The organism is Cytophagales bacterium, assembly GCA_033344775.1.
Taxonomy (GTDB): domain Bacteria; phylum Bacteroidota; class Bacteroidia; order Cytophagales; family Cyclobacteriaceae; genus JAWPMT01.
In genome coordinates this window covers 20512-33743 of record JAWPMT010000007.1, presented here as the reverse complement: position 1 = coordinate 33743, position 13232 = coordinate 20512, and the positions used below count along the sequence as shown (strand labels likewise).

The following is a 13232-nucleotide window of genomic DNA, read 5'->3' as shown; positions in this document are numbered from 1 at the left end:
TACTTATTTAGGTGCAATGTGTTGAAATAGAAATCATCACGAAGACCTGTCCTGCATAAAGCCATTTTGGCTACACATTCATACTTTCTTGAATTCTTAACATCATGAAAAATCAAAGCTTATTCTACGTAATTCTATTCTTATGGTCATGTTCTGCATCTGCTCAAAAGGAGTATATCTACAGCGACAGCAAGGGTGCTATTAAGGGTTATGATCCTGTGGCATATTTCACAGCGGCCAAGCCAGTCAAAGGGAAAAGGGAAATAACCTACACGTGGAAGAATGCACAGTGGTATTTTGTCAGTACGCAGAACCGCGATGCCTTTAAAGCAGACCCTGAAGCTTACGCGCCCCAATTTGGTGGCTATTGTGCTTATGCGGTTTCCGAAAACACATTGTATAAAATTGATCCTAAGTCCTGGAAAATAGTAGACGGTAAACTCTACCTCAACTACGATCGGGAAACCCAGGAAGCCTGGGAGGCGAATCTGGAGGAAAGGATAAAAAAAGCAGAAGCTTATTGGCCTGCGGTATTGTACATAGACGATAACTGAACCCTGCAATCATGGAAGTAGGAGAAGCTAGTGCCGGCAAGGTACTAAGGGATATCGTGAAGGAATATCCCGGTAAACTATCCATTACCGGGGGGTTGGTCTTAGCTGAAAATGGATTGGAGCTGCTGTATCCAGTCATCGCGGGTGTTGCGTTGGATGCGGTACTGGAGGGTAATCTGTCTACTGCTTTCATCATGATGGCAATCATCTTCACGTTTTGGTTGGTTGGAGCGTTGAGAAGGGCGATAGATACAAGGGTTTATACTCATATCTATAAAGAATTGGTAGGAAAGGTGATCCAATCAGAACGAAAACAAGGGTTGCCCCCATCTTCAACGGTCGTGCATGCCGGATTAGCCAGGCAGTTTGTTGATTTCTTTGAAATTCAGGTACCTGCATTTGTTACGGCTATTGTCTCTGTAGCCGGTGCGGTAATCATGCTCGTAATCCTCGAACCCTTGATAGGAGGCATGGCTGCAGCGGCCCTTTTAATTTCAGTTTTGACTGGCTTCCGATACGTGAAGAAATCTGAAACATTTGCCGAATGGCTTCATGACGTGCAAGAAGATGAACCGAGGGTCATCACAAAAGGAACACCACTTACGATTTCGAGGCACTTTCATGTCATAGGTGGCAGAAGGATACAGCTATCAGATCTTGAGGCCAAAGCTTACCTGGGTATAGGTCTGATGGCCGCCATTTTGTTTGGGGGGCTATTCCTTCATCTGGGGACCAAAGGAGGCGTGACTGCCGGTCATCTGTTCACGCTCATCAACTATGTCTGGACTTTTGTGGAAAATCTGGACAAAATGCCGGAACAGTTGCAGCAAATAGGAAAATTGAGGGAACTCGGGACAAGGATCAATCCGGATAGTTGAGAAAGATAGGTCCTGCTTTGATTCAAATACAAAACCATATATCATGATAACCTTAATCGAAGATATACAAGACTACATCTACAGTAACGAAGATGGGGCCATTGAGGGGTATGATCCTGTGGCTTATTTCACGGATTCAAAACCTATGAAAGGAAAGAAAGACTTCACTTATCAGTGGAAAGATGCCAACTGGTATTTTGTGAGCGAAAAGAACCGTGATTTATTCAAAGCCAATCCTGAGGCTTATGCACCACAATTTGGAGGCTATTGCGCCTTTGCAGTATCTGAGGGTGAAACAGAGGAGATTGATCCCATGGCTTGGAAGGTTGTAGAGGGTAAACTGTATCTAAATTACGACCTTGAAACCAGAGATGACTGGGAAGCAGAACAAGCAGAGAGAATAAAAATGGCAGAAGGCCACTGGCAAACTGCCTTGCAGAAGTTCGATAACTGATCGCTACACTCTATCAGGGTACGATAAGGAACTGACCACCAAATCTATACTGATGGCAACTGAACTTTGGGAGTATCTTCAAAAAGTCAGGGCTTTAAAATCTCGACTATATCCTGGCCACTTTGATCAAGCAGAAGTGCTGCGACTTATTGCAGATCTGGATATGATTTTTGCCACTGATGCCATGTCAGATACTAAATCGTATTATGAAGAGGTATTTCACCCCGCCTTGTATAGGATTGTGAGTGGTCAAAGCTCTTCAGGTTTACAGGAGTTGCGCGAAGGAAGGGCTTTAGTCACGAAATTGATGCTTTTGATCCTAGATGAAATTGAAGGGTTAGAAGCGTCTTGAAGGTTTGTCGATTATCAAGAGTATGGATAAAAACAGCAAGCGGTGGTTACTTGGATCTTTTAGAAGCAATACCTCACAAAGTACCCTACCTGTCATTTTTATACTGATTTCAGTGATTACATTAAGTTTCGATTAATACGGTAAGTGATTTTTGGTCCATTATTCAACACTAGAAAATCAAAGAAGTATGGAACATGATCACGTATGTATCATCACAAGCGATGCTGAAAAGTTAATGGCCTGGTATAAAGAGAAACTTGGATTTGAGTTCATTCACAGTTGGACGGTGGACGCCATGCCTGGGTTGCAATTGTACTATATTGGTAGAGATCATTTCAAAATAGAATTAGTAGGGAATGTCCCTGACCATCGAGAAACAGGTGCAAATCCGCTGGAGCAAATTACTGCTGGATATAATCATTTTGCCATTTCAGTTGAAAGCATAGATGCTACGATGGAGGAATTGGAGAAAAAGGGTGTTCAAATAGCCGCCCCAGTAATGGATGTGCCACAAGCAGGGATTAGGGCCTCTATGATCACAGATGGTGATGGAAATCTGATTGAAATAATAGAGAAAATCGCTTAATCGTTAGATTTGACCCGGATTCCAAGGTTTGTATAGCCAACACAAATCTTGGGATTCGCATCCTAAAATAAATAATGGATGAAAGAAACCATTCACATCAAATCCGTCAGTCAGTTTCATCAATTGGTAGGACAATCCAAACCGAGACATCCATTGGTAAGTGTTGAACGTGGATTTGACTATTCCAGCCATACCACTCAATTCAACGGTATCAGATTTGTTTCAGATTTGTTTCTGATCGTCTTAAAAGAAGGGGTATGTGGTAAAGTGATGTATGGTCATAATGCTTACGATTTTGAAGAAGGAACGCTACTTTTTTTTGCTCCTGGGCAGGCAATGGAGTTTGAAAGTAATGTTGAGATGGATGGGCATGTCAGAGAAGCATGGAGACTTATATTTCATCCGGATCTGATCCGCAAATCAGACCTGGCCAATCATATTGATGAGTACTCTTTTTTTAACTACGATTTGAATGAAGGGCTTCACTTATCTCAGGACGAGAAAGATACTATAGAAGAAATACTTGTTAAGATCGTGAATGAGTACAATCAACACATTGATAGGCATAGCCATCGTTTGATCAATTCAAACATACACTTGCTGCTGGATTATTGCCTGAGGTTTTATGATCGACAGTTCTATACAAGGACGAACCTCAACTCAGACGTAGTGTCCAAGTTTGAGCGACTACTTAAAGATTATTTCAAAACCGGTAAGGCAGTCGAACTTGGCGTTCCGTCAGTTAGTTATTGTGCGAATGAGTTAAGCCTTTCAACGAATTATTTCAGTGATTTACTCAAGAAAGAAACCGGTAAATCTGCTCAGGAACATATTCACACGTTTATTATTGATAAGGCCAAAACCATGCTGTTAGGCTCCACTGACTCCATTAGTCAAATTGGTTATGCTTTGGGGTTTGAATACCCCAATTATTTCAGCAATCTCTTCAAGTCACATACGGGGGTTAGTCCCAGAGTATTTAGAAACTTGAACTAGTAATTGTGCCCTAACCAGCACTCGCGTCGTAGCCATTTGAGCTACGCTCCGGTTTCTAAAAGTGCCTTAGCCTAATTGATTTTCACAGAAAATGGATTGGAGGTAGAAGGGGTGTCGGTTATATTGTGCTATGAATAAGAGCACGCTAGGTGTTCTTACCTAGATGTTAGCGGCAATCTGCTACGAGAAACGATGGCACTTCAACTAGAAATAAAAAAAGATGTAAAGATTAAGGGAACGGTTGCTGGCTTTTATCAGTCGACAAACTCGAAAGGGATAACGACTGATTTCATTTCACTAATGTGCTTCTCAAAGGAATTCCATATTCCCAAACCTTACTCATTCAAATATTCCTCTAAATGGAAATTCTTGGAAGCAAAAGTGGGTGATAAAATCGAATTCTTTGTTTCGCTCAAAAGGTACCTAGATACAGAAGTCGAACAAAGTTGGCCTTTCTCTGAGTTGAACAAACTAGCAGAAGTTGAGCTACTGAGACCTAAAAAGGTAAGAAACTTAGGGCCTCAAAAGAAAAAGCCTGAAATCGCACATAAATCGCAATTAACACACCTCCTTCTTATCATCTTAAATATTGCTGGTGAAGATGTTCAACACTCAGATAATTTTGAAGAGGCATATAGAAAACGCCTCAAATTCCAAAAACAAACGGACTGGAAAAGATATAGAGCCAGTATTGACTTGATTGAGGATACGGAACAAGCTATTCTAAGTGCATTTAGATATCAGCTCGGAGACTTAAATAATAAGAATAAAGATTTTGGAGAAACTTATTTACGACTATATGGTGTCCTGAATGCGGTGTATCTTCAAATGAATGCCTTCAAAGAAGTTGCGAATCTGTTAAATTTTCCTGATCGAAATCAAGTAATGCCAACTTTTGAATCTCTTGATATTTATAGACTTAGGAACATCGCAGGAGCCCATACAACAGATTATATGTATAGTGACCAAGAACTGTCTGAGCTTAGAAGCGGAACAAGGAGAACAACTAGCTTTAGAATTATTCAGATGTCTATAGATAAAACTGGTAAGAGAATTCAAGCTCTAGATGAAAATGGCGGGATGTTAGAATTCAACCTACTTAATCTTCTACATGAGTATGAAAAGCTGGCGACAGGTTTGTTAATCAAATTAATTCATCACATGAAGAAAGTGCTTCTATTAAAGAAAGAAGATAGAGTTTGGGTACAAAAGAGACTTGATGAATTGATTCCAGTTTTGATCGATTATGCCAAAGAAGACATGAACAAGAATTACAAATCCGGCTTAAGAAAGAGGATAAGCAAAGGAATAGAATCTTTGAAAGAAGATTTTGGTTCCGAAACAGACTTCAAGGTGGATGAATGAAAGGATGTGAAGAATTTAATAATGTCCTACCCCTAGATTAACTAACAATGAAGGATATAATCTCACTGAAAGAAATTTTACAGGATCTACCTCCAGGAAAATATTTTAATGTCCAAGATGCGGTATATGAGTCATCGCCTGGTTGGGAGGAAAAACCATATATGTTTATTAATACTCCTGAGTTGCAAATGTTCTGCGATAACGAAAAGTGCAGTGGCGTTAGACTTTTTGAACACAATGAATTTCAGTGGCTAGGAGGGCAAACTATGATTGAAATTGGTAATACCTCTTTTGATCATGTATACATTGAATATCTATGTCAGAATTGTAAGGAGAATATTAAAAGTTATGCGATTCTTCTCGATATTTATCATGATAAGAAAACAGCTAATATTATAAAACTAGGAGAATTTCCTTTTTATGGTCCTCATTTACCTTCAAAATTAATCGCGTTGATTGGGCCTGATAGAGAGTTATTTCTGAAAGGAATTCGATGTGAATCTCAAAACCTTGGAATTGCTGCTTTCTCTTACTATCGAAGGGTAATTGAAAACCAACGAAACAGATTAATTGATAAGGTGATCGAAGTATTGATGAAAATTGAAAGTGATAAAAAAGCCATTGAATTATTAAATACGGCTAAGACTGAAACACAATTTACTTCATCAATGAAAAAGTTAAAGCCCTATTTACCTGACGGATTATTGATTGATGGAACGAATCCTCTTTCCTTGCTCCATAAAACTTTGAGTATCGGTATCCACAATTTGAGCGATAAAGATTGTCTGGAATATGCGAACAGCATAAGGGTGATATTAACTGAATTGGCTGATAGGTTGAAGATTTTAACCTCAAATAAAAGTGAATTGAAAAATGCATTAGGCCGATTAAACAAGTTGAACTCAGGCAACTAGTAAATTGTCACCATACCTTATTATGATCAGCTTTCTAGATTATTTACTAATTCCGACAGATCAATTTTCAATCCATTTGCAATCTTTCTCATCGTCAATAATCTCGGATTAGTCTTGCCATTCTCAATCATATACAGTTGAGTTCGGCCAATATCGCAATAGAACGCGAAAGCCTTTTGATCGAAAGATTTCTCTTCTCTCAATTGTTTGATTCTGGCTCCTAAATCCGCAAGATATTTTTCTTCCGTGTTCACTATTGCGAATATGGAATTTTCTTGTTTTCATTGTGTTCGTTATAATGAACACAGCTATCATGGAACCAAATAAATCCAACACTCGCCAAACAGAACAGCACCTGAATTCCTTTATTCGCTTCCTTGAACTGGTTGAAATCCCTCGATTTCGCAAGAACTTCAGATACATCTTATTCCACTATCTGATGACAGAACACGAAGAACTGATGCCGGACTTTAAGTGGTTCATAGAAGATATGAGGTTCTTCTTCGAATTCCTGGATGAGTTGGAGCCAGGAGAAACGGAACCACCAATCTGAACGAAAATTGGCATATAAAATTCGCTAAAATTCACGGGCATTAGTAGTAACTTGCAAACAGCGTAGGGATCTGATATTGTAGATTAAAAAAACAAATATTTGGCCTACAGACTTTAGCAGTGGCGTTACAAGCCACTATGCCTAACAGAAATCAACTTAATTTTCGTTAATGATAGTTACAGACATTAGGTTTCGACTCTACCACAAGAAAGATATTGATGTTATCAAGAAGATCATAAAACAAGAGCAACTGTCATCGCCTGTGTTTATCTACGAAACTAGTAGGTCAATTGACATAAACTTTGAAGCAGAGTATGAACATTGGGAAATTGAGGAGAAAATTGAAGCTGAGTTCTCGGAATACTATTTTACGGACGATCCAGAGGGCGGAAATGTTGAAATTAGGATACAATTGTCACGACAACAACCACCTTATTCAACTGACGGATGGGGTAGACCTATTCAAGATCCGCTAGACGAGACCAAATATCTAGTCAAGTCCACAAATAACTCGACGAATGAACTTCCAAAGTTCAACCCAATCGTGAAAGTACTATTTGAAGAAGAGGAGCGAGAGTATTTTGTCAACGTTGTTCCTGGGATTAGTGAACCCAGTAACAAAAGAGGGTATTTAATTTTAAACGAATTTACCGAACTCGTCAAAGATAGAGATGTCGAACTTCTTGAAAATACTCTTTTTGATACGCCTATTGAAGCATTTTGGAATGCTAAGCGAAAGTTAGAATTCAAGGCCGAAGAGGATTTCAAAGAATATTCTAACAAACCCAGACGGAGAAAAAAGAAGCCAAAGAATGGCTCTTAATAGTTGGTATGCTCAAGATGATTACTCATTTATTTGGGAAGAGCCTGTTGATCAAATCCATTAGCAATTATTCAAAAGACGTTCAAGGAAGGAGGTTATTCGATATTATTTCGTTGCTCTTGTCAGTGTCTTTTATCCTTCCCATTCTCATATCCAACTAAGTTCATCATTTCGCGGACTCTGCTTCTTACCCTGTTACCATAAAGTTCTTCGATCTCGTTGCTATTGAGGTTGGTTGTTAGGTGCGTGAGCATTCCCTGAGAAATGAACAGGTCGTATCGAGATAGTAAGATCTCCGACATCACGTTACACTTATTTTTCCTCAAGCGGTGCTTTTGTGGCCAGACTTTAGAAAATACCCTGAAGAATTCAATCTCTCTTATTTTTGGAGGCTCAATAACTGTTTGATAATGGGAGCCACAAGCATACAACTGATTAGAAATGCAACACTGAAAGTGAAATATGCAGACAAGATATTTTTGCTTGATCCAATGTTGTCAGAAAAGCATAGTTTACGATCATTTGTAGTCCCTGATCAACAGCTGAATCCTACTTTAGATTTACCACTTCCTTTAAGCGAGATCATAAGTGATATTGATGCAGTGTTACTTACTCATTCACATCCCGACCATTTTGACAATGCGGCCATAAAAAATTTACCTAAGGATATTTCCTTTTTCAATCAACCTGCCGATGAAAAAGTCGTTGCAAAGGCCGGATTTCAGCATGCGATAACTATTGACTCCAACTACAATTATAATGGTATAACTATAGTAAGAACCAGTGGTAAGCATGGCCCGGATAATCTATTGGAGATGCTTGGAGAAGTTTCGGGTTTCATTCTGCAAGCGGAAGATCACCCTACCATCTATTTTATTGGTGATTGTATTTGGGACCAGGAGATTGAAGGTTACATCGATCAATATCGTCCTGACATTATCATAACGAATTCTGGTGGCGCATTATTCAGAGGAGGTAACGAAAGAATTTTAATGGACGTAGATGAGACCCTTTTGGTTGCTAAAAAGGCACCCAATGCTACTATAATTGCTGTACACTTGCAAGCTCTGGATCATTGTACAGTTACAAGGCAGCAATTGAATGAAGCTGCTATCCATGAGAACGTAACCATACTTACCCCAGCTGATGGTCAGATCTTAGAACTTGGTGCTTAGATTAATTTATCAGTCAATTTCGATCTTTAACTGGTTTTATAAGCAGGTAAATTGTCAGTGAATTTATGTGTTTTCTTGCCTGAGGCGCAACGGACAAAAAGCAGGTTCAAGAATGCCAGGAATACCAAAGCAATCAATATAAAGTGGTGTAATGTAGGATGTGAAAGGTCACTGTGGTTGCCATGTATTCCAAATGCGAATTCAAACTCCTTGGGATTTTCCTTCTTATAACTAATCACTTGCCATCGGAATCTATGCCGAGAGAAGCATTCTTTGTCCTACTACCTTAAACATAAGAATAGCCATAATCTCGAGCATTATTATGGGTAATCGTTGATCCCCCAGTTTGTAAACACTGCCGACGGGCAGGTATTTTCCATAGCTGGTTCTTAATGAGAAGCGATGCGTCTTTGATGTGTGGCTTTTTTTGTTTTCAGGTCTTCTTCTCATTGAACACTAGAATGTTGTGGAATGGATCATTGACTTCCATACAGACATCTCGCCAGGGTATTTTACTGATCCCTGGATTATTGTATTTGTATTGCTTCTTCTTGAGACCCTTATGATATTCCTTCAGACCCGTACAGTTGATAAAGATCTTGGCTCCTGGTGACGCATCACCGTGATGTTCCGAAAGATGAAGTATAATTCCTCCTCTCGATACTTGCATGTAAAGAGGTGCATTATCATGAAATTTATGTTCCCAGTCGATTTCAAATCCCAGCCAATCCACATAGAATTCTACGGCCTTTTGATAATCAAACATTCGAAGTATCGGAATGATCTCTTGCGCTTCCATTGATGGAAGTTAGTGAACCTGTGATTAAGTAAAAAAGTGATGTTACATGGTCATTGATCAAAGCCACCTTCTTACCTGTGATTTGTATTCTATGTATTCCTTGCCTTGAACGGATTCAAGGTACTCTTCTTCCAATCTCACCTGTGTTTGGATCGTAACGAATGTTACTAACATTATCGAAAAGCTTAGGATGTTTGGAATGATCAGGAAAGTACCGAGATAAGAGATCAGGACTCCCAGGAAAATGGGGTTTCTAGAATACTTAAAGAGCCCATTGCTGACCAACCTGGTCGTTTCTTCATAGTCGATTCCGATCCTCCACGATCCAGACATCTGATATTGTCCTATGCTTGTCCAAAGGAACGATACAAACAATAGGACCAATCCGGCAAACTTTAATTGGTCGGACTCCAGGTATTCGATAGGTAACAAAAACGGGTATTGATTAGGGAAAAAGGAAAATAAGGTTATCGAGATCCAGGTACCTAGCACCATTACTTTATAAACGCGACCAATATAATCATGGGCTTTGTCTGTGTTCCCAAAAACAAGCGGATTCACCCTGGTCTGTTTCCAAAGGATGAAAGACCTGAGAACGAACACCAGCAACAAATAGAGTAAGGAAGCTACAGGAAGAAAAATTTGATAGAAGTTCATGATGTCATAGTTCTAAGATGAAACCTGCATTGATGATTCTACCGTCCGTAGGAGCCCATATCTCCGGGAAATCGGGTTTGACATGAGAATCAACCTGGAAGCTCTCCATGCGGTGCTGCCGTGTATCAGTGAAGTTTTCAAAGTTGATGTATATACTCAGGTTGTTGATCTTTCGCATGACCATGAATCCCATCATCCAATAGTCATCCGTCTGAGAGCGGTCATTTCTAAACTGCCTGCCTGTGTAGTAGGCCTCATAGCCTATGCGCCATTTGTCTTCTACTTCATACATGAAAACCGAACCGATATTGTGTTTGGGTGTGAGTGGTTTTTGATTGTTCAGGTTATCATATTTTAATCGGGTGTCGATAAGGGCGTAGTTGACAAATAGCTTAAAGTCCTGGAAACCTAATTTGATATTGGTTTCTATTCCCTGGCTGGTAACTGGTCCATTCGCATTTTCATAGAAGAACTGACCTAAATTGTTCGTTCGGAATACCAACGCTTCATTTAACTGGGTGTAGAAGAAAAGCTGATTGAAAGAGAATGTCCATTCCTCGCCAATAAAGGTTTGATAGTTGAAATCCAGATTGCCTCCTATCGATCTTTCTGCTTCTATGGCACCATTGATAGGCAAGATGCCTTGATAAGTGAGGTTCTCGGCCTCTTCGGTAAAGATGGTCGGTAGTTTGTATCCTAAACCACCACCAATTCTTGCAGACCAGCGATCATTGAATTGTGCAAGAAGTGAAAGCCTGGGTAAAGCAAAGAATCCATACTCCAGGTCGAAATCGAAGCGCAAACCACTTTCTAATGCCAGCTGATCAGAGAGATCAATTATATTTTGTGTGAATGCTCCAAATGTGGTGTAATCATAGTCTCGATCCAAAGAATCGAAAGGCGTCTCTTCGAATCGATCTGTGTAGAGGTTCAGGCCTGAAATCCAGCTCGATTTATCAGTACCGAAATTGTATGAAACTTCACTAAAAGAGGACCATTGCTTTCCCATGAATTGAAAGTCCGGTTCGGTGATTTCTCTTTCGAAAAAGGTAAGACTATTCTTAATCGTGACCGATCTGCTATCATCGAATTGATTAAGATAGGTCAGCTGATAAGAAAAGCGATCTGACAGATTTTCTTCCGTGAATTGATGAATTCCATTGGGATTGTCCTTGATCACTTGCATATCCCCTCCTAGCCTATTTTCAAGGGTTGCGTTGAACGTGAGTCGTAGACTTGAGCGGTCCGAGGGATAATAGAATAGCGAAGGATTGAGGGTCAAACTTCTGATTCGCGGAATGTCGCTGAAGTCATCCCCATTTGGATCATAGGCTTCCTGTCTGTTAGCGGACGCGTAAAAGGTCATTCCGAATTTATTGAAACGTTGAGCATAGAAACCATTGAGGGTAGTCCCTCGCGCTTGTGTTTGGTCTACCATGAGCTTAGCAATTCTTTCTTCCTCCGGAGTATAAGTAACCAGATTGATCAATCCCGCAATAGCTCCTCCTCCAAACAGAGTCGAGTTGCTGCCTTTGATGACTTCTACTTGTTTTAAATCCAGGGGAGGTATTTGCATAATGCTAAGACCGCTCGAGAAGCCACCAAATAGTGGAAAACCATCTTTCAAAATCTGAGTGTATCGACCATCCAAACCCTGGATTCGAATACTTTGGTTGGCCGAGCTGGCGGAAGTTTGTTGCATTTGAATCCCGGTGCTTTCCCGGAGGACCATGGCAATATTCGAGGACTTCATGATGGCCTTCTCTTCCAACTCTTCAGAACTGATGGCTTCAATCCTGGTAGGAATGTCGTCAATGGTTCTACTGCTACGTGTGGAGGTAACAATGATCTCTTCTAACTCTTCACCTTCTTTCAATGCAATGGTCTGTATCTCTGCTAGTGGAAGTACATAACTTGATTTAAAGGGCTTGAAGCCAACGAATGAAACAGAAACGGTGATCGTGTCTCTATTGATGTTATTGATCTCAACGTAGCCATTGATGTCCGTGACAGCTCCCTGGTTCGGGCCTATTTTTACTGTGGCTCCAAAGAGAGGTTCGCTTTCTTCCGCATCAATGACGCGGGCTTTAAAGGTGTTTTGGGCTTGCACCAATGTCCCAATAAGGAAGGCAAGCCACATCAATATGATTTTCACAATACAAGGATAGGAACCAGGGCGTGCAACCTGGTTGCAAACTTCCCCTGATCAGCTGCAATTGGCGCAAGTGCCTTTATAGACCATGCTCGCACTTGCAGCTTTGAAACCTGAAGGGATTTGTGTTTGAGGTATTTTGGACTGAATGAGGCAATAGGTCTCACCGCATTTTAGACAGTGAAAATGGATGTGCTGATCCTGAGGCTCACACTCACAGCCTTCCTCACAGAGTGAATATTTGGCAACGCCGGTACCATCATCGATACTGTGAATGAGTTTCTTTTCTTCGAAGGTTTTAAGGGTCCTGTACAGGGTTGCTCTGTCTGCTCGTTCGAACTTGGCTTCCAGATCCTTCAAGCTCAAAGCAGCACCGGACTCCACCAATTGGCGTAGTACCAACAGGCGCATGCTAGTGGGTTTGATGTTCCGGTGTTCTAGTTTCTCTTCGAGCACAAAGCAAAGTTACCAAAAACAGCACCCTTCATTTTGAGGAGCATCACTAATTTTGACCCGTGCGAAATGACGAGGAATACAAAAAGGTTTTACGTTCTCACGGGCTGAAAGTCACTGATTGTAGATTGGATGTATTTAATTTCCTGTTCGAGAAAAATAGAACAATGTTTCGTAGTGACATGGAGAAGCAATTTCCTCAACATGATCGGGCTACTATCTATCGAACGCTGCTCAGCTTTCTGGAATCAGGGATAGTACATAAAGTGCCTTCGGAATCAGGTATTGCGAGCTATGGCCTTTGTCATGACACCTGTTCACCAGATCATCATGATCACAACCATGTTCATTTCAAGTGTAACAATTGTGGTAAGACAGAATGCCTGGATAACATGACCATACCTTCTATTTCCTTACCAGAGGGCTATCAGGTCAAGGATACCAATATGATAATTGAGGGGATTTGTGAGGATTGTGTTAAAAGTTCCTAAGCTTTAGGTACTCGAAGACTATACTGCCAA

18 protein-coding genes are annotated in these 13232 nt (G+C 40.4%); 12 read left to right on the top strand and 6 right to left on the bottom strand.

The window, feature by feature from the left end; genetic code table 11:
* Positions 1-104: 104 nt before the first annotated feature.
* From R8G66_32145 to R8G66_32110, 8 genes are all read left to right on the top strand, one after another.
* A complete protein-coding gene (locus R8G66_32145) occupies positions 105-554 on the top strand; it encodes a YHS domain-containing (seleno)protein (protein ID MDW3197074.1) in 450 nt (149 codons plus the stop codon).
* A gap of 11 nt (positions 555-565) precedes the next feature.
* Positions 566-1432 (top strand): ABC transporter six-transmembrane domain-containing protein, encoded by an 867-nt coding sequence (locus R8G66_32140; protein ID MDW3197073.1) that lies wholly within the window; start codon positions 566-568, stop codon positions 1430-1432.
* Positions 1433-1475: 43 nt separating this feature from the next.
* The gene (locus R8G66_32135) at positions 1476-1886 is read left to right on the top strand and encodes a YHS domain-containing (seleno)protein (protein MDW3197072.1); all 411 of its coding nucleotides are present in this window, start codon (positions 1476-1478) and stop codon (positions 1884-1886) included.
* Positions 1887-1938: 52 nt separating this feature from the next.
* The gene (locus tag R8G66_32130) at positions 1939-2238 is read left to right on the top strand and encodes a hypothetical protein (GenBank protein ID MDW3197071.1); all 300 of its coding nucleotides are present in this window, start codon (positions 1939-1941) and stop codon (positions 2236-2238) included.
* Between the two features lie 187 nt (positions 2239-2425).
* Positions 2426-2824, top strand: a complete 399-nt coding sequence (locus R8G66_32125) for a VOC family protein (GenBank protein MDW3197070.1) — start codon at positions 2426-2428, stop codon at positions 2822-2824.
* Between the two features lie 78 nt (positions 2825-2902).
* Positions 2903-3820, top strand: a complete 918-nt coding sequence (locus R8G66_32120; protein MDW3197069.1) for a helix-turn-helix domain-containing protein — start codon at positions 2903-2905, stop codon at positions 3818-3820.
* A 192-nt stretch (positions 3821-4012) separates the two neighbouring features.
* Positions 4013-5185 (top strand): hypothetical protein, encoded by a 1173-nt coding sequence (locus R8G66_32115; protein MDW3197068.1) that lies wholly within the window; start codon positions 4013-4015, stop codon positions 5183-5185.
* Positions 5186-5232: 47 nt separating this feature from the next.
* The gene (locus tag R8G66_32110; protein ID MDW3197067.1) at positions 5233-6099 is read left to right on the top strand and encodes a hypothetical protein; all 867 of its coding nucleotides are present in this window, start codon (positions 5233-5235) and stop codon (positions 6097-6099) included.
* Between the two features lie 26 nt (positions 6100-6125).
* On the opposite strand, the gene R8G66_32105 is transcribed toward R8G66_32110, so the two are convergent.
* Positions 6126-6353 carry a helix-turn-helix transcriptional regulator gene (locus tag R8G66_32105; GenBank protein MDW3197066.1) on the bottom strand — a complete coding sequence of 76 codons (228 nt, stop codon included), beginning with the start codon at positions 6351-6353 and terminating at the stop codon, positions 6126-6128.
* Between the two features lie 59 nt (positions 6354-6412).
* Between R8G66_32105 and R8G66_32100 the strand changes: the two genes are divergently transcribed.
* Positions 6413-6652: a hypothetical protein gene (locus R8G66_32100; protein MDW3197065.1), complete on the top strand. Its 240-nt coding sequence runs from the start codon at positions 6413-6415 to the stop codon at positions 6650-6652.
* Positions 6653-6821: 169 nt separating this feature from the next.
* Complete coding sequence (locus tag R8G66_32095) at positions 6822-7475, top strand: hypothetical protein (GenBank protein MDW3197064.1); 654 nt, start codon at positions 6822-6824, stop codon at positions 7473-7475.
* Positions 7476-7597: 122 nt separating this feature from the next.
* On the opposite strand, the gene R8G66_32090 is transcribed toward R8G66_32095, so the two are convergent.
* Positions 7598-7777, bottom strand: coding sequence for a hypothetical protein (locus R8G66_32090; protein MDW3197063.1), 180 nt, complete (start codon positions 7775-7777; stop codon positions 7598-7600).
* A 108-nt stretch (positions 7778-7885) separates the two neighbouring features.
* Between R8G66_32090 and R8G66_32085 the strand changes: the two genes are divergently transcribed.
* The gene (locus R8G66_32085) at positions 7886-8650 is read left to right on the top strand and encodes an MBL fold metallo-hydrolase (GenBank protein MDW3197062.1); all 765 of its coding nucleotides are present in this window, start codon (positions 7886-7888) and stop codon (positions 8648-8650) included.
* A 433-nt stretch (positions 8651-9083) separates the two neighbouring features.
* On the opposite strand, the gene R8G66_32080 is transcribed toward R8G66_32085, so the two are convergent.
* Genes R8G66_32080 through R8G66_32065 form a run of 4 tightly spaced genes read right to left on the bottom strand, consistent with a single transcriptional unit; the run spans position 9084 to position 12714 of the window.
* The gene (locus tag R8G66_32080) at positions 9084-9449 is read right to left on the bottom strand and encodes a glyoxalase superfamily protein (GenBank protein MDW3197061.1); all 366 of its coding nucleotides are present in this window, start codon (positions 9447-9449) and stop codon (positions 9084-9086) included.
* Positions 9450-9506: 57 nt separating this feature from the next.
* Positions 9507-10106, bottom strand: a complete 600-nt coding sequence (locus R8G66_32075) for an isoprenylcysteine carboxylmethyltransferase family protein (GenBank protein MDW3197060.1) — start codon at positions 10104-10106, stop codon at positions 9507-9509.
* 4 nt (positions 10107-10110) lie between these two features.
* A complete protein-coding gene (locus R8G66_32070; protein MDW3197059.1) occupies positions 10111-12261 on the bottom strand; it encodes a TonB-dependent receptor in 2151 nt (716 codons plus the stop codon).
* Between the two features lie 51 nt (positions 12262-12312).
* Positions 12313-12714, bottom strand: coding sequence for a Fur family transcriptional regulator (locus R8G66_32065; GenBank protein MDW3197058.1), 402 nt, complete (start codon positions 12712-12714; stop codon positions 12313-12315).
* Positions 12715-12773: 59 nt separating this feature from the next.
* On the opposite strand from R8G66_32065, the gene R8G66_32060 reads away from it, so the two are divergent.
* Positions 12774-13202 carry a Fur family transcriptional regulator gene (locus R8G66_32060; GenBank protein MDW3197057.1) on the top strand — a complete coding sequence of 143 codons (429 nt, stop codon included), beginning with the start codon at positions 12774-12776 and terminating at the stop codon, positions 13200-13202.
* The last annotated feature ends 30 nt before the right edge of the window (positions 13203-13232 follow it).